Source organism: Kluyvera ascorbata (assembly GCF_023195735.1).
Taxonomy (GTDB): Bacteria; Pseudomonadota; Gammaproteobacteria; order Enterobacterales; family Enterobacteriaceae; genus Kluyvera; species Kluyvera ascorbata.
In genome coordinates, this window is sequence record NZ_CP096201.1 from 4377088 (window position 1) to 4402632 (window position 25545).

Annotated in this window: 15 protein-coding genes, 2 tRNA genes and 3 rRNA genes; 6 read left to right on the forward strand and 14 right to left on the reverse strand. The window is 57.2% G+C overall.

What is annotated here, in order from left to right; all coding sequences use genetic code 11:
• Positions 1-208: 208 nt before the first annotated feature.
• The 5 genes from MY052_RS20920 to MY052_RS20940 form a co-directional block, all read right to left on the reverse strand.
• Positions 209-1879 carry a hypothetical protein gene (locus MY052_RS20920; RefSeq protein ID WP_248537793.1) on the reverse strand — a complete coding sequence of 557 codons (1671 nt, stop codon included), beginning with the start codon at positions 1877-1879 and terminating at the stop codon, positions 209-211.
• A gap of 79 nt (positions 1880-1958) precedes the next feature.
• Positions 1959-3020, reverse strand: a complete 1062-nt coding sequence (locus MY052_RS20925) for a DUF2955 domain-containing protein (RefSeq protein WP_123651571.1) — start codon at positions 3018-3020, stop codon at positions 1959-1961.
• Positions 3010-4077: an HlyD family secretion protein gene (locus MY052_RS20930; protein ID WP_123651572.1), complete on the reverse strand. Its 1068-nt coding sequence runs from the start codon at positions 4075-4077 to the stop codon at positions 3010-3012. Before MY052_RS20930 ends, MY052_RS20925 begins: the two co-directional genes overlap by 11 nt.
• 5 nt (positions 4078-4082) lie before the next feature.
• Positions 4083-4550, reverse strand: coding sequence for a MarR family transcriptional regulator (locus MY052_RS20935; RefSeq protein WP_373240460.1), 468 nt, complete (start codon positions 4548-4550; stop codon positions 4083-4085).
• A 95-nt stretch (positions 4551-4645) separates the two neighbouring features.
• Positions 4646-5002 (reverse strand): YebF family protein, encoded by a 357-nt coding sequence (locus tag MY052_RS20940; protein ID WP_115074833.1) that lies wholly within the window; start codon positions 5000-5002, stop codon positions 4646-4648.
• A gap of 508 nt (positions 5003-5510) precedes the next feature.
• Between MY052_RS20940 and trpS the strand changes: the two genes are divergently transcribed.
• The 4 genes from trpS (at position 5511) to MY052_RS20960 (ending at position 11697) form a co-directional block, all read left to right on the forward strand.
• Positions 5511-6518, forward strand: a complete 1008-nt coding sequence (trpS, locus tag MY052_RS20945; RefSeq protein WP_248537796.1) for a tryptophan--tRNA ligase — start codon at positions 5511-5513, stop codon at positions 6516-6518.
• 261 nt (positions 6519-6779) lie between these two features.
• Positions 6780-7847: an HlyD family secretion protein gene (locus MY052_RS20950; protein ID WP_248537798.1), complete on the forward strand. Its 1068-nt coding sequence runs from the start codon at positions 6780-6782 to the stop codon at positions 7845-7847.
• Positions 7844-10573 carry a ribosome-associated ATPase/putative transporter RbbA gene (gene rbbA, locus MY052_RS20955; RefSeq protein ID WP_248537800.1) on the forward strand — a complete coding sequence of 910 codons (2730 nt, stop codon included), beginning with the start codon at positions 7844-7846 and terminating at the stop codon, positions 10571-10573. The genes MY052_RS20950 and rbbA overlap by 4 nt, the downstream gene beginning before the upstream one ends.
• Positions 10573-11697, forward strand: a complete 1125-nt coding sequence (locus tag MY052_RS20960; RefSeq protein ID WP_123651576.1) for an ABC transporter permease — start codon at positions 10573-10575, stop codon at positions 11695-11697. The genes rbbA and MY052_RS20960 overlap by 1 nt, the downstream gene beginning before the upstream one ends.
• A 108-nt stretch (positions 11698-11805) precedes the next feature.
• Here the strand turns inward: MY052_RS20960 and rrf are convergent.
• The 9 genes from rrf to MY052_RS21005 all read right to left on the reverse strand — a co-directional run bounded on the left by rrf (position 11806) and on the right by MY052_RS21005 (position 24031).
• Positions 11806-11921, reverse strand: a 5S ribosomal RNA gene (gene rrf, locus MY052_RS20965).
• A 93-nt stretch (positions 11922-12014) separates the two neighbouring features.
• A 23S ribosomal RNA gene (locus tag MY052_RS20970) occupies positions 12015-14922 on the reverse strand.
• A 210-nt stretch (positions 14923-15132) separates the two neighbouring features.
• Positions 15133-15208, reverse strand: a tRNA-Ala gene (locus tag MY052_RS20975).
• 42 nt (positions 15209-15250) lie between these two features.
• Positions 15251-15327 (reverse strand) — tRNA-Ile (locus tag MY052_RS20980).
• A gap of 69 nt (positions 15328-15396) precedes the next feature.
• Positions 15397-16936, reverse strand: a 16S ribosomal RNA gene (locus tag MY052_RS20985).
• Together the 16S, 23S and 5S rRNA genes with 2 tRNA genes alongside form the textbook arrangement of a ribosomal RNA operon.
• Before the next feature lie 488 nt (positions 16937-17424).
• Positions 17425-19020, reverse strand: coding sequence for a cyclic peptide export ABC transporter (locus MY052_RS20990; protein ID WP_248537802.1), 1596 nt, complete (start codon positions 19018-19020; stop codon positions 17425-17427).
• Between the two features lie 31 nt (positions 19021-19051).
• On the reverse strand, positions 19052-21043 hold the full coding sequence (gene fhuB, locus MY052_RS20995) for a Fe(3+)-hydroxamate ABC transporter permease FhuB (protein WP_248537804.1): 1992 nt from the start codon (positions 21041-21043) through the stop codon (positions 19052-19054).
• The gene (locus MY052_RS21000; protein WP_248537806.1) at positions 21036-21893 is read right to left on the reverse strand and encodes an iron-siderophore ABC transporter substrate-binding protein; all 858 of its coding nucleotides are present in this window, start codon (positions 21891-21893) and stop codon (positions 21036-21038) included. Before MY052_RS21000 ends, fhuB begins: the two co-directional genes overlap by 8 nt.
• A gap of 2 nt (positions 21894-21895) precedes the next feature.
• Complete coding sequence (locus MY052_RS21005) at positions 21896-24031, reverse strand: TonB-dependent siderophore receptor (protein ID WP_248537808.1); 2136 nt, start codon at positions 24029-24031, stop codon at positions 21896-21898.
• Positions 24032-24209: 178 nt separating this feature from the next.
• On the opposite strand from MY052_RS21005, the gene MY052_RS21010 reads away from it, so the two are divergent.
• Together MY052_RS21010 and symE are read left to right on the forward strand one after the other, a co-directional pair.
• On the forward strand, positions 24210-24962 hold the full coding sequence (locus MY052_RS21010; RefSeq protein WP_248537809.1) for an AraC family transcriptional regulator: 753 nt from the start codon (positions 24210-24212) through the stop codon (positions 24960-24962).
• A 225-nt stretch (positions 24963-25187) separates the two neighbouring features.
• Entirely contained in the window at positions 25188-25541 is a 354-nt protein-coding gene (gene symE, locus MY052_RS21015) for an endoribonuclease SymE (RefSeq protein ID WP_248537810.1), read from the forward strand.
• Positions 25542-25545: the final 4 nt, after the last annotated feature.

Here is a 25545-nt window from a genome sequence, read left to right on the forward strand (position 1 = left end):
GCTCGTTATTTTCTGGAAACGGTACGCCACAGGCTATGCGGATAAGCGCGGGGTTTTGCGGAACTGCCCGGTCATTCACAATCCTGACCGGGCGCGGGGATAAAACGTGATGAATATCACATGAGGATAGCTACCAGCCCATGGTGAAACGGGGAAATTCACGTTTTCCGGCAGTAGAGCGCGAAGGTGAAGCGATCGTCATCACACTTTACCCCTTCAACTGCGTCAGTTCGTGGCTCAGGCTGTCGGCCAGCATGCGCACACGGGTTGGATCGAACATCACGTGCAGCCCCGGTGAGGCGTCAGAGTGCTGGGCGCAGAAGCTGTCCATCTCCGCCGCGCAGCGGTACAGCTCCTGAATATTGACCTGGCAAATCTCGCGCATGCTCCAGCTGTTTTCCACCAGCCGCGCAAAGTGGAGAGTGAAGAAGGCTTTCTGGGCGTGGCGGAACAGCAGGCAGTAGAGGTCAAAGCCCTGCCACTCCTCCTGCCAGCGTTTTTGCAGCGAATACGGGAACGCCGCGCGTTCGGCAAAGGCGAGCGCCTGCTCGCGTAGCGTCACCGCCGCCTGCCAGGCACCGTCTTTCTCTTCGGCAATCAGCGACAGGTTGCGCCCGGAGGTCTCAACGTCGCTGGCGCTGAAGAAGATGTCGCGCTCAGAGCCCGGTAGCCAGTGGTTGCGGTTGAGCTGGCCGTACAGGCTCCACACCGCCTGACCGTAGCTTGCGGGTACCTGGCTGTGGCGATGGAAGACGTGGTCGCGTACGTAGATGGCCTGATACAGCACCTGCCCGGCCTGCGCCATCAGCGACTGAAACTCTTCGAACGTTGCCTCATCGGGCCGCCAGCCGTAGCATTCATCCAGCCAGTGGGTCAGCAGCGCCGCGCGGGTCAGATGTTCATCTTCGCGGGCGAGGATCTGACTACAGGCTACCAGGTTGCACTCGCTCAGCGTGCCGATGATCCAGTGGTTATCGACTCCTTCCCAGCTGGTTTTGCACACCGCGCCGTTGATGCTGGTGTTGCCACGGCACCACAGCAGACGCCCCTGTAGCTCGTCGATGCGCGGGAACGGAAACACGCCCCAACCCACCTCTTCGCCCACTAGATCCAGCTCCACCCAGACGTCGCGATTTTCCACGTCGAGCAGCGCCGGGTTATTGGGAAACGTTGGCCAGAAGCGTTCCGGCGTGAGTTTTATCGACACCGACACGCATTCCGGTAGGGTGCGAACCGCCTCCATCACGTTAGCGATATCGTGGTTGCCCGCCGGGAAGGCGCGCAGCACCAGATGTTTATTCTCCCGCATCATCGCCCGCGCCATGGCGCTAAAACACTGGGTGTAACGCGACAGGCTGCGTGGGTCAATATGCGGCGAGGGGTCGTCCTGACCGGTCAATTCCCAGTTGGGACGAGAGACCGGCAGCAGGCCGTCGGTATTAGAGAGCGCCACCAGCAGCCCGCTCATGGCGGGGATTTGCTGGCACAGTAGCGTGAGCTTATCCGCCAGATACTGACACCAGAATTCCACGTCAAAGCGGATGCTGCCGTCTTTATCAATCAGCTGCGGGTGCGCCGCCAGCAGGTCGGCGGGGAAGCTAAGCTCTTTAGCCTGAAGATAGAAACGCAGCCCCTGCTTGTGGCAGTAGCCCGCCAGGCGGTTGAGGTAGACGCAGCGGGCACGCTGCTGGCTGGAGAGGCGATCGTTGTACTGATGCGGCGTGTAGCCCTTTGGCGAGACCAGCTTGTCGAACAGGTCAACCTGCCCGACAATCACGGTATTAAAATCATGGCGGGCCGCCCACTCCACCAGCTCGCAGGCTTTCTCCCAGTTCCAGAACTCTTGATTATTCAGTTCCAGCGCACGCGTTTTCCACATCGTCTTCTCCCTCACGCCACCTCGGCGAGCGGCTATTGTTAGCACAAATAGGGGAGAACATTCAGCGTCCTGAAGTGCGCTACTTCACAATAAAGCGCGTTGGGGCGAAACAGTTGAGCAGGCGATGCAGGATAAACACCATCGTCAGGGTCGCCAGCAGCGAGATAGTCACCGAGGTGGCGCGATACACATCGCTGAAGACCAGGTCACCGTCCGGCTGTAGGTTCTGACCAAACATAATGCCGATGGTGGTGATACTGGCGAATCCGACGCCCGCCCCGACCTTCTCCATCACGTGCAGCCGTGCGCTGAACGCTAGCCCTAAGCCGATAAGCGGCATCATCAACAGCATATGGCTACTGTGATCGTAGAGGATCAGCTGTATCACCAGAATGTACAGACAGGCCAGCACGACGCCCGCTACGCGCCAGATTGAGCTGATCACCGCGCCACGATAGTGCATCGGGAAGAGGATCAGGATCCCCGCCATCAGCGCCGAGAGCGAGTCGCTCAGGTCGCTCACCTGGAAGACGATAAAGATAATCGTCGCCACCGTGCCCGACAGCAGCGATTCATGGCGCACTCGCGCCGCGTCCTTTTCAATCAGCGGCGGCGGCTTACGCGGTTCGGCATCCGGGATCAGGTAATGCATCAGCGCGCTCAATGCCACCGCCATCACGCTGGCCTCAATATTCGAAAACAGCAGCGTGTGCCAGTTCGCGGAAGGGTAGCTCATAAAGTTGAGCATCACGCTCTGGCAGACCACGCCCATCGAGCCAAACAGGAACAGCGGCCCCTGGCTCATAAAACGAAAACGCACCACGTACAGCGCAAACACTACCGCCGTCATGATGACCGGCCATTGGCTGAGATAGCCGATGATCAGTACCATTTCGAGGCAGTTCAACGACGCACTGAAGATAAATTGCTTGGCGACGTGGCGGTTAAATACCGGTACTAAAGACATTAACAGCAGCGGGTAAACGACGAAAAACACGCCGTAGTGAGTATCGTAAAACGTCGAGATACTCAGCGCCACCATACCGGCAAAGGCGATGCGCAAGGTCTGACGGAAATCATTCGCCGTGTAGACGATGTTGCCGTGAGGGGTAAAGACCTGCGCGAGGGTTTTAATAGACATAGTGCAGCCAGCTAATCAGGTGGATTTGCAGCCCTGAGAAGAAGCGGGCGAAGCCGCCCTCGCTGTTATACAGCTGTACCGTGGCGCGCGCGCCGGTCGGCAGGGTTTTATCCAGCGGTTCGTCGAGCGCCACGTGAATGCGCATACGCTGCGCGTCACGCACCCAGCGGGTGGATTGCTCCGGCTGCGACAGCTCACCGTTTACCGCTTCCTGGCCTGCGAGGATCCCCGCATCGCTGCTGGTCACCTTCGCGGCAAACACCTGGCCCGGCAGTGCATCAAACACTACCGCTGCGTCGGTACCCTGTTTGGTATGACGCAGGCTCTTCTCACGGAAGTCGGCCACGATATCGGTTTTCTGATTCACCACCGCCATCACCGCGCTGCCCGCTGAGGCATAAAGGCCAGGGCTGAGCTGGAGGTTACTGACGGTGCCGTCCGCTTCGGCGCGGATTTTCGTCCAATCGAGATTGAGCTGCGCTTCCCGCAGCGCCGTTTGGTACTGCTGAAGGGTAACGTTGCGATTATCGTCACGCTCGCCGCGCTGAATTTGCAGGTTGTGGATAGACGCACGAAGCGCGCTGACCGACTGCTCGCTGGTCTGCCAGGTGGTGCGGACTTTATCGAGGTCCGACTGCGAGACGTTCTGCATGCGGCTCAGGCTCTGGTAGCGATCGTAGGTCACGCGGTCGTTGCGGGCCGTGAGCTGCGCGGTCTTGAGATTCGCTTCAGCTGCGGCAATCTGGGCATCAAGCTGCTGATTGCTCAGCCTGGCCTGTGCCAGCGCCAGCGCGGCGGAATCGACCTTGTTCTGGAACGGCGTCGGGTCCAGCTCATACAGCAGGTCGCCCTTTTTCACCGTGCTGTTGTTATGCACGTAGACCTGCGAAACGTAGCCGGAGACGCGCGAAGAGATAGGCGTCACGACACGCATCACCGTAGAGTCCGGCGTCAGCGGGATCCAGATATCGGCAACGATAAAATAGAGAAACATCAGCAGGAAAGAGGCAATACTGACCCTTACCCAGCGGGCAAACTTCTGTTCTGGCGTCATCATGGTGTTTAGTCGGTTTTATTATTTTCTTCGCGGATATTCCGCAGATTGCAGGCAATTTGATTCAGGGTGTCGCTAAACTTCGCGATGTCGTCGGCGGGAATGCCGTTAGCGACGCGAGTCTGGAAGGCTTCAATCACCTGGTTTAGCCTTTTGAGTACGGCCCGACCTTCGTCGGTGAGCGTCAACAGACGTATGCGTTTGTCGTACGGTGAGACGGTGCGCTGCAGGTAGCCCTGCTGTTCCAGTAACGTGAGCGTACGCATCAGCGGCGGCAGTTCAATGCCCTGCATCTCCGCAAGCTCACTGACCGAAACGTTGTCACCCAACTGATGAAGCTGCATCAGCACCGTCCAGCTAGACTGGGTCAAGCCGGTATCGGTAATCGCGTGATCGATGATTGAACGCCACTGGCGTACCACCATCGCCATACGCATACCCATTGGGCGGCGGGCAAACAGTTCATCTTCGGTCATGACACTCTCCGATCGTTTCGTATCACTACGATAATACTTACCATGATAAGTATCAAGGAACGAAGAGGCTAAACCGCATGGATTGTAAAACGGGGCTATCTGGCCGCCATGTATTCCACGTCCATAGAAACGCAGTTAACAAAGCCAATACGCGCCAGCGACGTAATGGGGCCTCGTGCGGTGAAAGGAACCCGGTACTCTTCATCTTCGATAGTTACCTCACCGAAGCGAAGTTCGGGGGTCATCGTACCGAGCTGGCTTTTTTCCTGATACCAGCGCGGGAAGCGGCCGCGTAAATAGTCCTCTTTCACCCGCAGCAGCGCTTTTCGGGAAAAATCCGGACGACAGGCCGACGTCGTATCGGGGAAGGCTTCATGGACAACGCATATCGTCGAAATGCCCGCAGTCAGCAGGCCACAAAATAGTGCAATCACTAATAATGTCTTTTTCATGCTGAAGGTAGGTTATGTTGAGTTAATGTATTATCACGTCGGAGTATTCTAGAAACATAAGGGGGTATGTAAACCCGCTCGTTGGTATTGTTGCGTAAATATCGAATAAATAACTCAGTAAAAAAGATGAGTTACCGTAATATATTCATACTGATTGTCGATAATCTCCTTTAATTGTTTTATGTCGCCTCCATTCATAATAATTCCATTTATTTTTACACCATCAAAATAACGAAGTCTAATAACTCAGAAAGACAATTTTTATCTATTTCTGGGCACCTGCATTCAGAAATAACGTCGTTTCACGGTGAAGGGGTAGACAGCGCAGGCGGTTTGGTGGCAGGATAAAAAGATGAACACAAACGTGACCGTTATCCGCTCCAACCGTTGGTGGCTGCCTTCATAACAGGCGGCTCGGGTTACGTTATCTTTTTTCAAAGCCGCCGAAAGGCGGCTTTGTTGTTTCTCAGTCTCGTCTTTCGGCTTTATATCTCATAAGGAACGACTGATGAACACCACCCATACTATCCTGACCGGCGACCGTCCTACCGGCCAACTGCATCTCGGCCACTATGTCGGCTCTCTGCGCCAGCGTGTGCAATTACAGCATGAGCATCAGCAGTTTATTCTGATTGCCGACCTGCAGGGGCTGACCGACAACGGCAGCAATCCGCAAAAAATCAGCCACAATATTCTCGAGGTCATGGCCGACTATCTGGCGGTAGGTATTGACCCGAGTCGCACCACTCTCTGCCTGCAATCTGCTCTGCCTGCGCTGGCGGAACTGACCGCGCTGTATATGAATATCGTTACCGTTGCCCGTGTGGAGCGTAACCCGACGGTGAAAAACGAGATTGCGCAGAAAGGTTTCTCCCGCTCGCTACCGGTCGGCTTTATGGCCTATCCGATTAGCCAGGCCGCCGACATTACCGCTTTTAACGCCGATCTCGTGCCGGTGGGTGACGATCAGCTACCGATGATCGAACAAACCAACGAGATCGTGCACAAGATGAATAGCCTGACCGCCAAGCCGGTGCTGCGCCACTGCAAAGCGCTGCTGAGCGACGTGAGCCGCCTGCCATGCATTGATGGCAGCGCGAAGATGTCGAAATCGCTCGGCAATACGCTGACCCTTAGCGCCAGCGAGTCTGAAATCCATCAGGCGGTGAGCGCCATGTACACCGACCCCAACCACCTACGCGTAGCCGACCCAGGGCAAATCGACGGCAACGTGGTCTTCACCTACCTCGACGCATTCCATCCCGATAAAGCGCTGGTCGCGGACATGAAGGCGCACTACCAGCAGGGCGGACTGGGCGACCGACAGTGCAAAAACGTGCTGGAAGCGTGCTTACAGGAACTGCTGGCCCCTATTCGTGAACGCCGTGCGACCGTGATTCAGGATAAAGGCATGCTGCTGGAGCTGCTGCGTCAGGGCAGTGAACGGGCGCACGAGGTCACCCAGCAGACGCTGCACGCGGTCAAACGCGGGCTTGGGCTGCCGGTACTGTTCTGAGCGCCATGAGGGCACGGGAGCTGCCGCGCCCTCTTCTACTTTGATTAATTGTGTTAACGCTTCCGCAAACCCATGTTAACGGCATGGACATAATGAATGTCGGTGTTAGTATGACATTGACAGTAGCTATATTTATGCGTGTTTCATTTACGGCCAGGATTGCTGACGATGACCACATGAGTAGCACTCTTCACAGCATCCTTTCCTTTCTTTCAAGACGAAACGCGCGCACTCAGCAACAGGGAACAAAGCGGGTAGCGTATGGACAAATTCAAGCAGCATTGGGCCTGGTATATCGTCGGTATCGCGGTGGTGATTGCCGCCGTAGCGTGGTGGATGCTTCGCCCGCCGGGGCTGCCGGCAGGGTTCGCTAGCAGTAACGGCAGAATTGAAGCCACGGAAGTGGATATCGCCACCAAGACCGCCGGACGTATCGAGTCGATCGTCGTCAAAGAGGGGCAGTTTGTCCGCCAGGGTGACGTGCTGGCCCGCATGGACACGCGGGTGCTGAACGAGCAGCGCCTGGAAGCCGCCGCGCAAATTAAAGAAGCGCAAAGTGCCGTCGCCGCAGCCAAAGCCTTGCTGGATCAGCGTCAGAGTGAAATGCGCGCCAGCGAAGCCATCGTCAAACAGCGCCAGGCGGAGCTGGACTCCACCGCCAAACGTCACGCTCGTTCCAGCACGCTATCGCAGCGCGGCGCCGTTTCTGCCCAACAGCTCGACGATGACCGCGCCGCCGCCGAAAGCGGCAGGGCTGCACTCGAGTCCGCCCGCGCACAGGTCTCTGCCGCCCGTGCGGCAATAGAAGCCGCCCGCACCAGCATCATCCAGGCGCAAACCCGCGTCGAAGCCGCCCAGGCAACCGAACGCCGCATCATGGCCGATATCGACGATAGCGAACTGAAAGCCCCGCGCGATGGGCGCATTCAGTACCGCGTGGCCGAGCCGGGCGAAGTACTGGCCGCCGGTGGGCGTGTGCTGAATATGGTCGACCTCGCCGACGTCTACATGACCTTCTTCCTGCCCACCGAGCAGGCCGGGCTGCTAGCCATAGGCAGCGAGGTGCGCCTCATCCTCGATGCCGCGCCGGATCTGGTGATCCCCGCCAATATCAGCTTTGTGGCAAGCGTTGCCCAGTTCACGCCGAAAACCGTCGAAACCAGCGATGAGCGGCTCAAGCTGATGTTCCGCGTCAAAGCACGCATTCCGCCGGAACTGCTGGCCGAGCACCTTGAGTATGTGAAAACCGGCCTGCCAGGGATGGCCTACGTGCGTCTGGATAACCAACAGCCGTGGCCTGCCGCGCTGATGGTGAGGTTGCCGCAATGAAACAGGATATCCACCCCGCCGTCGCCAGACTGGAGCACGTCGGCCAGCATTTTGGCGCCACCGTCGCGCTGCGCGATATTTCGCTGACCATCCCCTCCCGCCGCATGGTGGGGCTGATTGGCCCGGACGGCGTGGGAAAATCGAGCCTGCTGTCGCTGATTGCCGGCGCGCGGGTAATTGAGCAAGGCAACGTGATGGTGCTGGGCGGCGATATGCGCGATGCCCGGCACCGCCGCGATGTCTGCCCAAAAATCGCCTGGATGCCGCAGGGGCTGGGTAAAAACCTCTATCACACGCTGTCGGTCTACGAGAACGTCGACTTCTTCGCGCGGTTGTTTGGTCATGATAAAAGCGAGCGTGAAGCGCGCATCGACGAGCTGCTGCAAAGCACCGGGCTAGCACCGTTCCGCGACCGCCCGGCGGGGAAACTCTCCGGCGGAATGAAGCAAAAGCTCGGCCTGTGCTGTGCGCTGATCCACGACCCGCAGCTACTGATCCTCGATGAACCGACCACCGGCGTTGACCCGCTCTCGCGCGCGCAGTTCTGGGAACTTATCGACAGCATCCGCGAGCGCCAGCCGGAGATGAGCGTGCTGGTCGCTACCGCTTATATGGAAGAGGCCGAACGCTTCGACTGGCTGGTGGCCATGAACGCCGGGGAAGTGCTGGCCACCGGCAGCGCGGAACAACTGCGCACCCACACCAATAGCCAGACGCTGGAACAGGCGTTTATCGCCCTGCTGCCGGAGGCGCAACGTAATGCACACCAGCAGGTTGTCATCCCACCGCGCGATACCCGCGAGGAGGAAATCGCCATTGAAGCGCGTGGGCTGACCATGTGCTTTGGCAACTTTGTCGCGGTGGATCACGTGAACTTCCGTATCGCCCGCGGCGAGATTTTCGGCTTTCTCGGCTCAAACGGCTGCGGTAAGTCCACCACCATGAAGATGCTGACCGGGCTGCTGCCCGCCAGTGAAGGGGAAGCCTGGCTGTTTGGTCAGCCGGTCGATCCAAAAGATATCGAGACTCGTCGTCGGGTCGGTTATATGTCACAGGCCTTTTCGCTCTACAGCGAGCTGAGCGTGCGTCAGAACCTGGAGCTGCACGCGAAGCTGTTCCACATTCCGGATGACGAGATCCCCGCACGAGTTGCCGAGATGAGCCAGCGCTTTATGCTCACCGAGGTGGAAAACGCCCTGCCCGCCGCGCTGCCGCTCGGTATTCGCCAGCGCCTGTCTCTGGCGGTAGCGGTTATCCATCGACCTGAAATGTTGATCCTCGACGAACCGACCTCCGGCGTGGATCCGGTGGCCCGCGATATGTTCTGGCAGCTGATGGTCGATCTGGCGCGGCAGGATAAAGTGACCATCTTTATCTCGACCCACTTTATGAACGAGGCGGAGCGCTGTGACCGCATTTCGTTAATGCACGCGGGCAAGGTGTTAGCCAGCGATACGCCGCAGGCGCTGGTTGAAAAGCGTGGTGCGGCCACGCTGGAAGAGGCGTTTATCGCCTACCTGCAGGAGGCTTCCGACCCTGTTCCGATTGCGGAGATGGTGGAAGCCCCCGCTAAACCCGAGAGCGATCCACCGCGTCAGGCCTTTAGCCTTCGCCGTCTGTTCAGCTACAGCCGGCGTGAAGCGCTGGAGCTGCGGCGCGATCCGGTGCGATCGACGCTGGCGCTGCTGGGAACGGTGATCCTGATGTTTATCATGGGCTATGGGATCAGCATGGACGTGGAGGATCTGCGCTTTGCGGTGCTCGACCGCGATCAAACGGTCAGCAGCCAGGGCTGGTCGCAGAACATTGCCGGTTCGCGCTATTTTATCGAGCAACCGCCGCTGCATAGCTACGATGAACTGGATCGCCGAATGCGCGACGGGGAGCTGGCGGTCGCCATCGAAATACCGCCAAACTTTGGCCGCGATATCGCCCGCGGCACGCCGGTGCAGATAGGCGTGTGGGTCGACGGCGCGATGCCAAACCGCGCGGAAACGGTACGCGGCTACGTGCAGGCGATGCACCTTTCGTGGTTACAGGAGATGGCCGGGCGACAGCCTTCTGCCAGCCGGGACACGTCGTTGATTTCTATTGAGACGCGCTATCGCTATAACCCGGATGTGAAGAGCCTGCCGGCGATCGTTCCGGCGGTGATCCCATTGTTGCTGATGATGATCCCAGCGATGCTTAGCGCGCTGAGCGTGGTGCGGGAAAAAGAGCTGGGTTCGATCATCAACCTGTACGTGACGCCCACTACTCGCACCGAGTTTTTACTCGGTAAGCAGATGCCTTACATCGTGCTCGGGATGTTCAACTTCCTGCTGCTCTGCGCGCTGTCGGTATTCGTTTTCGGCGTGCAGCATAAGGGAAGTTTCCTGACGCTGACGCTGGCGGCGCTGCTGTACGTGACTATCGCCACCGGGCTGGGGCTGTTGATTTCCACCTTTATGAAGAGCCAGATCGCCGCCATCTTTGGGACGGCAATTATTACGCTGATCCCGGCCACTCAGTTCTCCGGAATGATCGATCCGGTCGCGTCGCTTGAAGGGCCGGGGCGCTGGATTGGCCAGATTTACCCGACCAGCCACTTCCTGACCATCGCCCGCGGCACTTTCTCAAAAGCACTGGGGTTAGGTGACCTGTGGGCATCGTTTATTCCGCTGCTGATTGCCGTACCGCTGGTGCTGGGATTAAGCGTGTGGCTGCTGAAAAAACAGGAGGGATGATGCGCGGATTACGCAATATTTATAACCTCGGCGTGAAGGAACTGCGCAGCCTGTTGGGCGATAAGGCAATGCTGACGCTGATTGTGTTTGCCTTCACCGTTTCGGTCTACTCTTCGGCAACGGTGATGCCGGGCTCCCTGCATCTGGCACCGATTGCTATCGCCGATATGGATAAATCGCAGCTCTCATCACGGATTATCAACGGCTTCTATCGGCCGTGGTTCCTTGAGCCGGAGCTGATTACCGCCGACGAGATGGACGCGGGGCTGGATGCTGGGCGTTACACTTTCGCCATCAACATTCCCCCGAATTTTCAACGAGATGTGCTGGCAGGAAGGCAGCCGGATTTACAGGTTAACGTCGATGCCACCCGCATGAGTCAGGCGTTTACCGGCAATAGCTATATCCAGAATATTGTGACCGGCGAGGTGAACAGCTTTGTGGCACGGTATCGGGATAACAGCGCGTTGCCGGTGGAACTGGCGGTGAGGATGCGCTTTAACCCGAACCTTGAGCAGGCGCGTTTTGGCGCGGTGATGGCGATTATCAACAACATTACGATGCTGGCGATCGTGCTCACCGGGTCGGCGTTGATCCGCGAACGCGAACACGGCACGGTCGAACACCTGCTGGTGATGCCGGTGACGCCGTTTGAGATTATGCTCGCCAAAGTCTGGTCGATGGGGCTGGTTGTACTGGTGGTGTCGGGGCTGTCGCTGATGCTAATGGTGCAGGGGATCCTGCAGGTGCCGATAGAGGGATCAGTCCCGCTGTTTATGCTGGGGGTTGCGCTGAGTCTGTTTGCGACAACGTCGATCGGCATTTTTATGGGGACGATCGCGCGATCGATGCCGCAGCTTGGGCTGTTGATGATCTTGGTGCTTCTGCCGCTGCAGATGTTGTCCGGTGGTTCGACGCCGAGAGAGAGCATGCCGCAGCTGGTGCAGGACATTATGCTCACCATGCCCACGACGCATTTCGTGAGCCTGGCGCAGGCTATTCTCTATCGCGGTGCCGATTTTGCTATTGTCTGGCCGCAGTTTTTGACGCTGCTGGCAATTGGCGGGGCATTCTTCGGGATTGCGCTGGTGCGTTTTCGTAAGACGATTGGGGAGATGGCGTAAGGTTTGTAGGCCGGATAAGGCGTTTTCGCCGCCATCCGGCAGCGTGCTTTCCTTTTCTACACACGCAAAAAAGCCCATCCGTCAGGATGGGCTTCTTCACTAATTGATGCCTGGCAGTTCCCTACTCTCGCATGGGGAGACCCCACACTACCATCGGCGCTACGGCGTTTCACTTCTGAGTTCGGCATGGGGTCAGGTGGGACCACCGCGCTACAGCCGCCAGGCAAATTCTGTTATCAGACCGCTTTGTGCGTTCTGATGTCATCTGTAATCAAGCTGAAATCGATGTCTCTTCGCCAAAACATCTTCGGCGTTGTAAGGTTAAGCCTCACGGTTCATTAGTACTGGTTAGCTCAATGTATCGCTACACTTACACACCCAGCCTATCAACGTCGTCGTCTTCAACGTTCCTTCAGGACTCTCAAGGAGTCAGGGAGAACTCATCTTGGGGCAAGTTTCGTGCTTAGATGCTTTCAGCACTTATCTTTTCCGCATTTAGCTACCGGGCAATGCCATTGGCATGACAACCCGAACACCAGTGATGCGTCCACTCCGGTCCTCTCGTACTAGGAGCAGCCCCCCTCAATTCTCCAGCGCCCACGGCAGATAGGGACCGAACTGTCTCACGACGTTCTAAACCCAGCTCGCGTACCACTTTAAATGGCGAACAGCCATACCCTTGGGACCTACTTCAGCCCCAGGATGTGATGAGCCGACATCGAGGTGCCAAACACCGCCGTCGATATGAACTCTTGGGCGGTATCAGCCTGTTATCCCCGGAGTACCTTTTATCCGTTGAGCGATGGCCCTTCCATACAGAACCACCGGATCACTAAGACCTGCTTTCGCACCTGCTCGAGCCGTCACTCTCGCAGTCAAGCTAGCTTATGCCTTTGCACTAACCTCCTGATGTCCGACCAGGATTAGCTAACCTTCGTGCTCCTCCGTTACTCTTTAGGAGGAGACCGCCCCAGTCAAACTACCCACCAGACACTGTCCGCAACCCGGATTACGGGTCTACGTTAGAACACCAGCCATTAAAGGGTGGTATTTCAAGGTTGGCTCCACACGAACTGGCGTCCGCGCTTCAAAGCCTCCCACCTATCCTACACATCAAGGACCAGTGTTCAGTGTCAAGCTATAGTAAAGGTTCACGGGGTCTTTCCGTCTTGCCGCGGGTACACTGCATCTTCACAGCGAGTTCAATTTCACTGAGTCTCGGGTGGAGACAGCCTGGCCATCATTACGCCATTCGTGCAGGTCGGAACTTACCCGACAAGGAATTTCGCTACCTTAGGACCGTTATAGTTACGGCCGCCGTTTACCGGGGCTTCGATCAAGAGCTTCGCGTTGCCGCTAACCCCATCAATTAACCTTCCGGCACCGGGCAGGCGTCACACCGTATACGTCCACTTTCGTGTTTGCACAGTGCTGTGTTTTTAATAAACAGTTGCAGCCAGCTGGTATCTTCGACTGATTTCAGCTCCATGAGTAAATCACTTCACCTACATATCAGCGTGCCTTCTCCCGAAGTTACGGCACCATTTTGCCTAGTTCCTTCACCCGAGTTCTCTCAAGCGCCTTGGTATTCTCTACCTGACCACCTGTGTCGGTTTGGGGTACGATTTGATGTTACCTGATGCTTAGAGGCTTTTCCTGGAAGCAGGGCATTTGTTACTTCAGCACCGTAGTGCCTCGTCATCACACCTCAGCGTTAAAAGAAGTCCGGATTTACCTAAACTTCCCGCCTACATGCTTAAACCGGGACAACCGTCGCCCGGCTAACATAGCCTTCTCCGTCCCCCCTTCGCAGTAACACCAAGTACAGGAATATTAACCTGTTTCCCATCGACTACGCCTTTCGGCCTCGCCTTAGGGGTCGACTCACCCTGCCCCGATTAACGTTGGACAGGAACCCTTGGTCTTCCGGCGTGCGGGTTTTTCACCCGCATTATCGTTACTTATGTCAGCATTCGCACTTCTGATACCTCCAGCATCCCTCACAGGACACCTTCGCAGGCTTACAGAACGCTCCCCTACCCAACAACACATAGTGTCGCTGCCGCAGCTTCGGTGCACAGTTTAGCCCCGTTACATCTTCCGCGCAGGCCGACTCGACCAGTGAGCTATTACGCTTTCTTTAAATGATGGCTGCTTCTAAGCCAACATCCTGGCTGTCTGAGCCTTCCCACATCGTTTCCCACTTAACTGTGACTTTGGGACCTTAGCTGGCGGTCTGGGTTGTTTCCCTCTTCACGACGGACGTTAGCACCCGCCGTGTGTCTCCCGTGATAACATTCTTCGGTATTCGTAGTTTGCATCGGGTTGGTAAGTCGGGATGACCCCCTAGCCGAAACAGTGCTCTACCCCCGAAGATGAGTTCACGAGGCGCTACCTAAATAGCTTTCGGGGAGAACCAGCTATCTCCCGGTTTGATTGGCCTTTCACCCCCAGCCACAAGTCATCCGCTAATTTTTCAACATTAGTCGGTTCGGTCCTCCAGTTAGTGTTACCCAACCTTCAACCTGCCCATGGCTAGATCACCGGGTTTCGGGTCTATACCCTGCAACTTAACGCCCAGTTAAGACTCGGTTTCCCTGCGGCTCCCCTATTCGGTTAACCTTGCTACAGAATATAAGTCGCTGACCCATTATACAAAAGGTACGCAGTCACACCCCGAAGGATGCTCCCACTGCTTGTACGTACACGGTTTCAGGTTCTTTTTCACTCCCCTCGCCGGGGTTCTTTTCGCCTTTCCCTCACGGTACTGGTTCACTATCGGTCAGTCAGGAGTATTTAGCCTTGGAGGATGGTCCCCCCATATTCAGACAGGATACCACGTGTCCCGCCCTACTCATCGAGCTCACAACACATGCAATTTTGTGTACGGGGCTATCACCCTGTATCGCCGGCCTTTCCATACCGTTCCACTATCACACATGCTGATTCAGGCTCTGGGCTGCTCCCCGTTCGCTCGCCGCTACTGGGGGAATCTCGGTTGATTTCTTTTCCTCGGGGTACTTAGATGTTTCAGTTCCCCCGGTTCGCTTCATTACGCTATGTATTCACGTAATGATAGTGTGTCGAAACACACTGGGTTTCCCCATTCGGAAATCGTCGGTTATAACGGTTCATATCACCTTACCGACGCTTATCGCAGATTAGCACGTCCTTCATCGCCTCTGACTGCCAGGGCATCCACCGTGTACGCTTAGTCGCTTAACCTCACAACCCGAAGATGTTTCTTTCGATTCATCATCGTGCTGCAAAAATTTGAGAGACTCAAACACACCTCAGTCTGTTCTTATTACGGAGAACAGAGTTCAGTGTGCTGTTTCAATTTTCAGCTTGATCCAGATTTTTAAAGAGCAAAACTTCGCAGTGAACCTTTTCAGGTACACTCTGAAGTTTTCTTGGGTTTGTTGCAGTAAAGGATGGTGGAGCTATGCGGGATCGAACCGCAGACCTCCTGCGTGCAAGGCAGGCGCTCTCCCAGCTGAGCTATAACCCCATCGCAAAATGCTAATCTCTGTACCGACAATTCTTGCGAATTTGGTAGGCCTGAGTGGACTTGAACCACCGACCTCACCCTTATCAGGGGTGCGCTCTAACCACCTGAGCTACAAGCCTGCAGAGATTTTTACTGCTAATTTTCATCAGACAATCTGTGTGAGCACTTCAAAGAACGCTTCTTTAAGGTAAGGAGGTGATCCAACCGCAGGTTCCCCTACGGTTACCTTGTTACGACTTCACCCCAGTCATGAATCACAAAGTGGTAAGCGCCCTCCCGAAGGTTAAGCTACCTACTTCTTTTGCAACCCACTCCCATGGTGTGACGGGCGGTGTGTACAAGGCCCGGGAACGTATTCACCGTAGCATTCTGATCTACGATTACTAGCGATTCCGACTTCATGGAGTCGAGTTGCAGACTCCAATCCGGACTACGACATACTTTATGAGGTCCGCTTGCTCTCGCGAGGTCGCTTCTCTTTGTATATGCCATTGTAGCACGTGTGTAGCCCTACTCGTAAGGGCCATGATGACTTGACGTCATCCCCACCTTCCTCCAGTTTATCACTGGCAGTCTCCTTTGAGTTCCCGGCCGAACCGCTGGCAACAAAGGATAAGGGTTGCGCTCGTTGCGGGACTTAACCCAACATTTCACAACACGAGCTGACGACAGCCATGCAGCACCTGTCTCAGAGTTCCCGAAGGCACCAAAGCATCTCTGCTAAGTTCTCTGGATGTCAAGAGTAGGTAAGGTTCTTCGCGTTGCATCGAATTAAACCACATGCTCCACCGCTTGTGCGGGCCCCCGTCAATTCATTTGAGTTTTAACCTTGCGGCCGTACTCCCCAGGCGGTCTATTTAACGCGTTAGCTCCGGAAGCCACTCCTCAAGGGAACAACCTCCAAATAGACATCGTTTACGGCGTGGACTACCAGGGTATCTAATCCTGTTTGCTCCCCACGCTTTCGCACCTGAGCGTCAGTCTTTGTCCAGGGGGCCGCCTTCGCCACCGGTATTCCTCCAGATCTCTACGCATTTCACCGCTACACCTGGAATTCTACCCCCCTCTACAAGACTCTAGCCTGCCAGTTTCGAATGCAGTTCCCAGGTTGAGCCCGGGGATTTCACATCCGACTTGACAGACCGCCTGCGTGCGCTTTACGCCCAGTAATTCCGATTAACGCTTGCACCCTCCGTATTACCGCGGCTGCTGGCACGGAGTTAGCCGGTGCTTCTTCTGCGAGTAACGTCAATCACTAAGGTTATTAACCTTAATGCCTTCCTCCTCGCTGAAAGTACTTTACAACCCGAAGGCCTTCTTCATACACGCGGCATGGCTGCATCAGGCTTGCGCCCATTGTGCAATATTCCCCACTGCTGCCTCCCGTAGGAGTCTGGACCGTGTCTCAGTTCCAGTGTGGCTGGTCATCCTCTCAGACCAGCTAGGGATCGTCGCCTTGGTGAGCCATTACCTCACCAACCAGCTAATCCCATCTGGGCACATCCGATGGTGTGAGGCCCGAAGGTCCCCCACTTTGGTCTTGCGACGTTATGCGGTATTAGCTACCGTTTCCAGTAGTTATCCCCCTCCATCGGGCAGTTTCCCAGACATTACTCACCCGTCCGCCACTCGTCACCCAAGAGCAAGCTCTCTGTGCTACCGTTCGACTTGCATGTGTTAGGCCTGCCGCCAGCGTTCAATCTGAGCCATGATCAAACTCTTCAATTTAAGTTTGATGCTCGTGAATTAAACTTCGTAATGAATTACGTGTTCACTCAGAGACTTGGTATTCATTTTTCGTCTTGCGACGTTAAGAATCCGTATCTTCGAGTGCCCACACAGATTGTCTGATAAATTGTTAAAGAGCAGTGCAACACGGCTTTCGCTCACTGTTGCGAGGTGGCGTATATTACGCTTTCCTCTTTCAGAGTCAAGCGTTTAATTTCGCTTTTCTCTGTTGAGATTCTCAGGAGAATCTCGCTGACCCGGCGGCTTGCTTGCCGTTGTTCCGTCTCAGTGGGGCCGCATTATAGGGAGTTTCTTCAGCGCCGCAACCCTTAAATTGCAGAAAAATGACTGACTGCTGCAATCCCCAGCAGAACCCCGCCTTATACCCATTTACACACAGAGTTATCCACAAATCTCATCTATTCTTATCGTCTCTGCGTATCTCCCCCCTTCTTTATAGAGAGGGAAACGGCTTATCGCCCCACCCACTATTCAACAATACGCCCCGATTCGAGCTTGATAATCCGGTCCGCAAGGTGGAAATAGCGATCGTCATGGGTGACCGCGATAATGGTTTTCCCTTCAGCCTTCAGCGCCGGGAGGATTTCCTGGTAAAACACCGCTTTGAATTCCGGGTCCTGGTCAGCAGCCCACTCATCGAACAGGTAGATCGGCCGCGCTTCCAGCCAGGCCTGCAACAAAGCCAGCCGTTTGCGCTGCCCCTGAGAGAGCGCCGTCGTGGAGAAACGTCCGTCCGCAAACCGGACCTTATGGCCGAGCTTCAGCCGCTCGAGTAACTCCCCTACCTGTTCCGCCGTGCGTTCATGCACAAACGCCACGTTATCGAAAAGGAAGAAATCATTGAACACCACCGAGAAGCATTGCCGATATGCCTCCTGTTGATCATCGGCAATCAGCTGGCCGTTTAGGCGCAGCGCTCCGCTGTCGGGCGGATAGATCCCCACCAGCAGATTCGCCAGCGTCGTTTTCCCACTGCCGTTACCGCCGACGATAAAGACCAGCTCGCCCGGCGTAAACGTCAGGTCGAGCGGGCCAAGGGTAAAGCGTTCACCATCTTCCCCTTGATATTGATAACTCACCCGCTCCAGCGCCAGCGAGGTGAACGGCCCTTCTGGCAACGGACGCTGCGCCTGCTCCGGCGGCAGCGCCGCCTGAAGCTGCTGCACCCGCTGCATCGCCACCCGCGCGCTGGCGATAGTCGGTAGCGACGACAGCACGCCCTCAACGGGCACAATCATATAAAGGAAGATCATCACGTAGCCGGTAATCGCCGCCGGTTGCAGCGTTAACGCTTCGCGCAGGCCAAACAGCACCAGGCCGATAAACACAAAGAACAGAATGCTGCCCCAGCTCGTCGCCAGCCCATACAGGATATAGCCCCGCGTCCGCTCCCGGCGCACAGCTTCAATATTCTCCGCCAGTTCGCCGTCCACAAAATGCCGCCGACGCGCGGCGTTAAGCCGATATTCACGCCCGCCGTCGAACAACGTTTTGCACTGCTGAATGAGCGTGTCTTCTCGTCGCCGGGATTGTCGCAGTAGCCCAAGCGCACGCCCGTGTGCCGCCTGATACCCCAACGTGCCGAGCGCAATCGCCAGCAGCGCCAACCCAAGCACACTCAGAGACAGCGTCGCCAGGTAAATCAGGCACCCGAGGATCACCGCGCTATAGATGAAGAGATTCGGCAGGTTGACGAAAAAGACCACTAGCGTATCGAGATCCTGCGTCAGCACCGAAATAGTCCGCGCCATTCCGGAACGTTCCAGCTGTAGCCAGCGGGTTTCACTCACCCGATGCGTCAGCTCACTACGCAGCCGCGCTTTTACCTTCTGCCCAAGGTACATAAAGGTGGTTTGCGAGATAACGCGGGTTGCCAGCATCAGGCAGGCCAGCAGCGCAAACTGTATTCCCGGCGCCAGCCAGCCGTGTACAGGCGGCAGATTCAGGCTGTGGTTAATCATCGCCAGCAGCGACGCATTGCTCAGCCCGCTAATCAGCCCGGCAACCACGGCCAGCAGCAGCCAGCCGCCGACCATCCGAAACAACATCAACAACAACGACATGCCCGTTCCTTTTTTATAGTTTGCTTCTTTATTACATCTGATGAGATGACGGTCTGTTTCTGCCACGAATCAGCGGCCAGACCAGCAGCGGTACGCCGATGAGCGATGCCACCAGCCCCACCGGTAGCTGGCGCGGATAGAGCGCATTGCGCCCCAGCCAATCAGCAACGGTCATAATGCAGGCAGAAAGCAGCACCGCGGTGTAGAGCTGCGCCAGTACGCCTTTCACGCCAACCCGGCGCGCCAGATGCGGACCCAGCAGTCCGATAAACGACACCGGCCCCACCAATAAAGTGGCAAGCCCGGTCATCAGCGCCGCCAGCGCCAGCACACCGAAACGGGCACGCGGCAGCGAGATGCCAAGCGAACCGGCCACGCTGCCCATTGGCAGCAGCACCAACCAACGACGAAACAGCGGGGTTATCGCCAGTAGCACCAGCGTGGCGATAAACAGCACCTGCGCCAGAGAGGCGCTGATGTAGTAGGTACTGCCGGTCATCAGCGGCAGCAGCACCGCGCTGGCCGAAAGGTTATTGAGCATCACAATGCTAACGGCGGCCTGACATAGCGCATTCAGCGCCAGCCCGTTAAGCAACACGCGTTGAGGGTTAAACGCGCTGCGTCGGCTATTCCACATCGTCAGTAGCAAACTAATAAGCGCACCTACCAGGCTGCTTAATAGAAGAAAGGCGGTGCCCTGAGTGGGAAACAACAGGATATAGACGGTGACGCCCATCGCCGCGCCGCCGCCGATGCCCAGCACCTCCGGGCTCGCCAGCGGGTTGCCGCTCACGCGTTGCATCAGTACTCCCGCGCCCGCTAACAGCGCCCCGGCGCTGATGGCGGCCAGCAGGCGCGGAACCCTGAGCGGCAGCAACTGCGTCAGCTCCTCATAGCTTGCCCAATGCCAGTGGCCGAGTCCGAGCCCAAGACAGAGTGAAACCACAATGGTGATAAGCAGTACGGCAACGGCAAACCACGGTACCCAGAGGTGGGTTGAGGCATCCGCCGTCAGCGGCGACGGGGAAGTATCCGGAACATGCTGCCGGGCATGGCGCGCCAGCAGGATTAGCAGCGGCCCGCCGGTAAGCGCGGTCAGCATGCCTACGGGCAGCAACTGGCCATTCAATAGCGAAACTCGGGACACGCAGAGGTCGGTAAACCACAGCAACCCCGCCCCGGTGAGCGCACTGTGCAGCATCAGCTGGCGCGACGTGCGTGCGCCGCCAAAGCGGGCAAGATGCGGCGCGGCCAGGCCGATAAAACCGATCACCCCGACGGCATTAACCACCAGCGCGCTCATCACCAGCGCCAGCAACACCGCAGCGCTGCGAATTTTCAGCGGCGACGCGCCCAGGCTACTGACCATGGTTTCCGGCAGTTGCAACAGCTCCAGCGGTCGCCACAAAAAAGCCATCGCCAGCAGGCAAAGCGCTAGCCAGGGCAGCAGCGACATCAGCAGATGGCTGTCCTCCTGCGCCAGCGAGCCGCCGCCCCACATCAGCACGGTCAGCAGAAAACGATCGTTGATGATGGCGATAAGCATCGTCAGCGCGCCGCACCACAGGTTGATCATCATCCCGGCCTGGATCATCACTAAAGGCGAGAGCCGCTGCCGCCAGCTCAGCGCAAGCACCAGCAGCAGTGCGGCCAGCTCGCCCACCACCACCACCGCCATTTTGGCGTCGGTCAGTAATAGCGGAAACCAGAGCGATGTCAGCCCCAGCGCCAGCGTCGCGCCGGAAGTCATCCCGAGCGTAATCGGCTCCGCCAGCGGGTTGCGCAGCGCCCGCTGCATCAGCCAGCCGCAGAGGCCAAGCGTCGCCCCGCCGACAATCGCCATACCCTGCCGCGGCAGCCACATGCTGTGCAGAATAATCGCCGAGGGCTGGAGGTTATTGGCATACAGCAGCGCGCGCAGGCCGCCTTCGCGCAGCACGTCGCTACCGGCGAGCAATAGCGCCGCCAGCCACAGCAGCGTGATGAGCCCCCATGAGAGGCGGCGGGAATAGGGTTCATGCATCGCGCCACCCCGCGACAAAGGGATAGAGGATATCGGCGAAGCGTCCGGCGGTGATGAGCGCGCCGGTATCGCTAATCGGCTGTTCAATCACCGCCATCGGATGCTGCGACGTTACCGGCAGGCGCTGCCACAGCGCGCTTTGCCGCCAGCGGACAACGGCGTCACGCTTGTCGTCATCGACCAGTAAGATAAGCCGGGCATCCACCGTGGCGATACTCGTTAACTCTATCAGCACCGTCCCTTCCGCCCCACGGCTCCCCTGCCAGGCATGACGCAGGCCGCAAGCGGCCAGCACATCGCCGGGCAAACTTCCCGGGACATAGAGCCGCAGATGCAGCGCATCGACGGGCGTGGCGCAGAACGCCGGTTGCCGCACCGTCTGGGCAACCTTGCGCACTCGGGCTATCTGCGATTGCAGATTATTGAGCAACACCTGCGCCTGCGTTTCCCGTCCGAAGACATCACCAAGCTGGCGCGTCGCTTGTATAAAGGAGGTAAGCCCGTGCGTTGGCAGCGTTAGCGTCGGCGCAATTTTTTCCAGCGCGGGCTTCAGCAACGTATGCTGGGGAGTTATCACAATGCGGTCAGGCTTTAAGGCGTACAGCGTTTCGAGGTTCGGCTGAAACAGCAGCCCTAAATCCTGCACCGTGGAAGGCAGCGCAGGCTGCGGGATCAGTTTGCGATACCAGTCGGGCGCCGAGACGCCGGCAGGCGTGATACCGAGAGCCAGGATCATCTCCGTCAGCCCCCAGTCCAGCACCGCCAGCTTCTGCGGGGCCGCAGCGCTCCCGGCCCACGACATCGCGGGAGCCAGCAGCGCTGCGGTTAATAACGTGCGTCGTGAGAGCATCGTTACCACTTGTAGCTAACGGTTGCCGTCAGCTGACGTTTCATCGCGTATTCACAGCCGTTGTTCTGGCAGGTGGCGAGGTAGGTTTTGTTGGTCAGGTTCGCGGCGTTCAGCGCAACGCCCCATTCATGCCAGTCGTAGCCCAGGCGCGCATCGTAGACCGTGGCCGCCGGTACCTTCAGACTGTTGTCGGTATTGGCGTAGCTGCTGCCGACATAGCGCACGCCGCCGCCGATGGAGAAGCCGTCCAGCGGGCCGCTCAGCGCATACTGCGTCCACAGCTTGGCGCTGTTGCGCGCAATGCCAACTGGATGTTTGCCTTCGGTGCCGTCGTTCGCGCTGATCACTTCCGGATCGGTTAACGCGTAGGAGGCCAGAACCGACCAGGCCGGGGTGATGTTGATCTTGCCGTCCAGTTCGATCCCGCGAGATCGGATCTCACCGGTCTGCACGCTGTAGTTGGCGTGATCCGGGTCCGGCGTCGCGACGTTGGTTTCTCGCAGGTTAAACAGCGCCAGCGTAAACAGCGCATCCAGCCCAACCGGATCGTACTTCAGGCCCATTTCCGTCTGCTTGCCTTCCGTCGGCTTAAAGCCGTGACCGTAAAAATCGGTCGTGCTGCTTGGCACGAACGAGGTCGAGTAGCTGACGTACGGCGCTAAACCGTTATCGAAGTGGTACAGCAGCCCGGCGCGCCCGGTGGTCGCATAGTCGTTGCTTTCGGTACGCGCGTCGGTCAGCAGGTTGGTGCTCTTGGTTTTTGCCGCATCATAACGCCCGGCGAGGTTCATTATCCAGTTTGCCCATTCAAGCTGATCCTGCAGGTAGAACCCGGTTTGATCGAGCGTGGAGTGGGTGCTGCTGGTGAAGGCAGGCACTTCAACCGGGGTGCTGTAATCCGGATTGAGGTAGTTGATCGGGCTCGCATCACCGTAGCCTGCGCGGCTGCGCACCGAGCTGTGCATCCGGTCAATCCCGGCCAGAAGCGTATGCTGCACCGGGCCGGTTTGCAGATGGAACTCCGCCTGGTTATCCACGGCGAAGTTGACCATGGTCTCCTGCAGGTTCATCGAGTAACGGTCGATCAACGGCGCATCGGCATGGACGCCCCATGGGTAGACCATCAGGTAATCGCCGGTGCTGCTGATATAGCGCAGGTTCTGGCGGAAGGTCACCGTGTCGTTAAAGTCGTGGCGGAACTGATAGCCGATGCTGCCCTGCTTGCGCTCATAGCTGTCAAAGCCCGGCTGACCGCCGTAGAACTTGCTGGAGATCTGCCCGTTCGGGTTATAGGTCAGCGTGCCGGAGGTGGGCATCTGGTTGTAGAAGCCGCTGTCCGGGTCTTTACGCAGCTGCGCCAGCACCGTCAGGCTGGTGCGATCGCTCGGCTGCCAGGTGAAGGATGGCGCAATGTCATAATGCTGATAGCGAGTGTGGTCGACCTGCGTTTCGGTATCGAAGAAGGTTCCCGCCACGCGGCCAAGCAGCGTGTTGTCATCGGTCAGCGGGCCGGTGACATCAAAGCCGGTGCCAAACAGGCTGTTGTTGCCGGTGGACATATACACTTCCCCGCCAGGCTGGGCCTGCGGGGTTTTGCTCACCATATTGATCACCCCGCCCGGGTTGGCCTGGCCGTACAGTACCGACGATGGGCCTTTCACCACCTCAATGCGCGACAGCAGGAACGGGTCCCACGCCGGGCGGCTCCACCAGGCTTCACGCGGCAGACGCAGGCCATCGAGATATTCGTCGGCTTCAAAACCACGCACCACGATGGTGTCAAAACGGGTATCCGGCCCGGCGTTTTCCGATGCCACGCCGGAGACATAGCGCAGCGCCTCCGGAATGGTTTTCGCCGCCTGCGCCGCGATTTGCGCTTGGGTAACCACGGCGATACTTTGCGATGTGCGGCTTATCGGCTGGCTGGATTTCGTTCCGGCAGTCGCGTTATGCGCCACCAGTGAACTCTCATCATCCTGCCCCTGCGACGGTGCCGCGGCGGTGACCACTATTGTCTGTTCTTTTGTGCTATCGTGACCGTTATCCGCAGTGAACGCTTGCCCGCTGTACCCTGCGATGATCGTACATGCCAGTACTTTCAACGGTTTATCCCTGAAAAGCTTGCCAACCTGATTCATAGCATTTCCGACTGTTATTAGAATTGGATGGAAATGATAATTATTCAAGTTTAAAAGAGAAGCCCGTCCGTGGCAGAATGGCGTTACTGGCCACCAGGATGTCGCCATACGGACAAAAGTTGTCTCTAAACGCAGCAGTAAGCATAAATGGTGAGAATCAGACAGAGGGCAGGTGAAGATGACCATTCCGAACGCGATTGAAGGGCTGCGCCAGCTCAAATACGCACCGGGCAGCGAAGAGCCGGTTCACCAGCACGAACAGGGGCAGCTGATTTATCCGCTGAGCGGCGTGGCGAAAATCGTCACTCCGCAGCATATCTGGCTGCTGTCGCCCGGCCGCGCAATCTGGCTACCCGGCGGGCTGCCGCACGGGCTCCAGGCCGTGGATCGCGTGGTGACGCAGAACTTGTACCTTAGCCCGCAGGCGTCACGCCTGTTTGGCAATCAGTGTCGCGGCCTGGCCGCCACTCCCCTACTCCACACCCTGATTGATGCCGGGCTTGAAGATGCCATTCCCCCTGAGCGGATGGTCCTGCTTCAGGCGCTACTGGCCGACGAGCTACAGCGACTCCCCGCCGCCGCGCTGTGCCACGTGACCCTCCCGAGCGACCGCCGGGTGCGTCAGGTCTGCGATACGCTGTGCCGCGAGTTGGATCATACCGCGACTCTCGCCTGGTGGGGACAAAAGGTCGGAGCCAGCGAACGCACGCTGGCACGCCTGTTCCGCGAAGAGACGCACCTGAGTTTTTCCGAATGGCGACAACAGATTCGGCTGCTAGAGGCGGTGTGTAATCTGGCGCGCGGCGTGGCGGTGAATACGCTGGCGCAGGAGCTGGGCTATGCCAGCGCGAGCGCGTTTATTGCGATGTTCAGAAAGAAGCTGGGGGTGTCGCCGCAGCGGTATATTCAGGCGGCGATGGTGATGTCGTGATTTTTCGGTTATCTATTTTCATTATTAATACGGAGACTGTTTTTAATAGATAATATTAATAATGGTTTCCGGTTTTATATTTAATAGCGTTTATTACGTTTTATTTTCGGCTGGCTTTTATTTTCTATACTGGTTATATTTACAGGTGTTATTTTGCGCGATGCGGGTATGCGCCAACACGCCCGCATCGCTAATCACAATTACTATTTAAAAGGAATAGTAACCATGACTGACGTCGATTGTATTGTAGATTCGTTTGAACCAGAAGTAGTGGATGGAAATAAGCGGAATTTAACCGTGAGTTATGCGAGCCGCGCGCCAGATTATCATCGCGTTCCGGCGGTGATGATGAAGGGGCAATGGCTGGAAGCAGCAGGGTTTGCCACCGGCACGAAGGTTGAGGTGCGGGTGATGAAGGGATGTATGGTGCTGACGGCGGTGGAAGCCGAGGCTGACGAGGTGCTGGAGACGGCGCGGGTGGTGGGGAAATTGTCGGTGAGGAAGCGGAGGCAGGTTAGGGAGTTTATTGGGGTGATTGGGGGATATGCATGTATGCTTGATACCAAGAGTAATAGATAAGTTT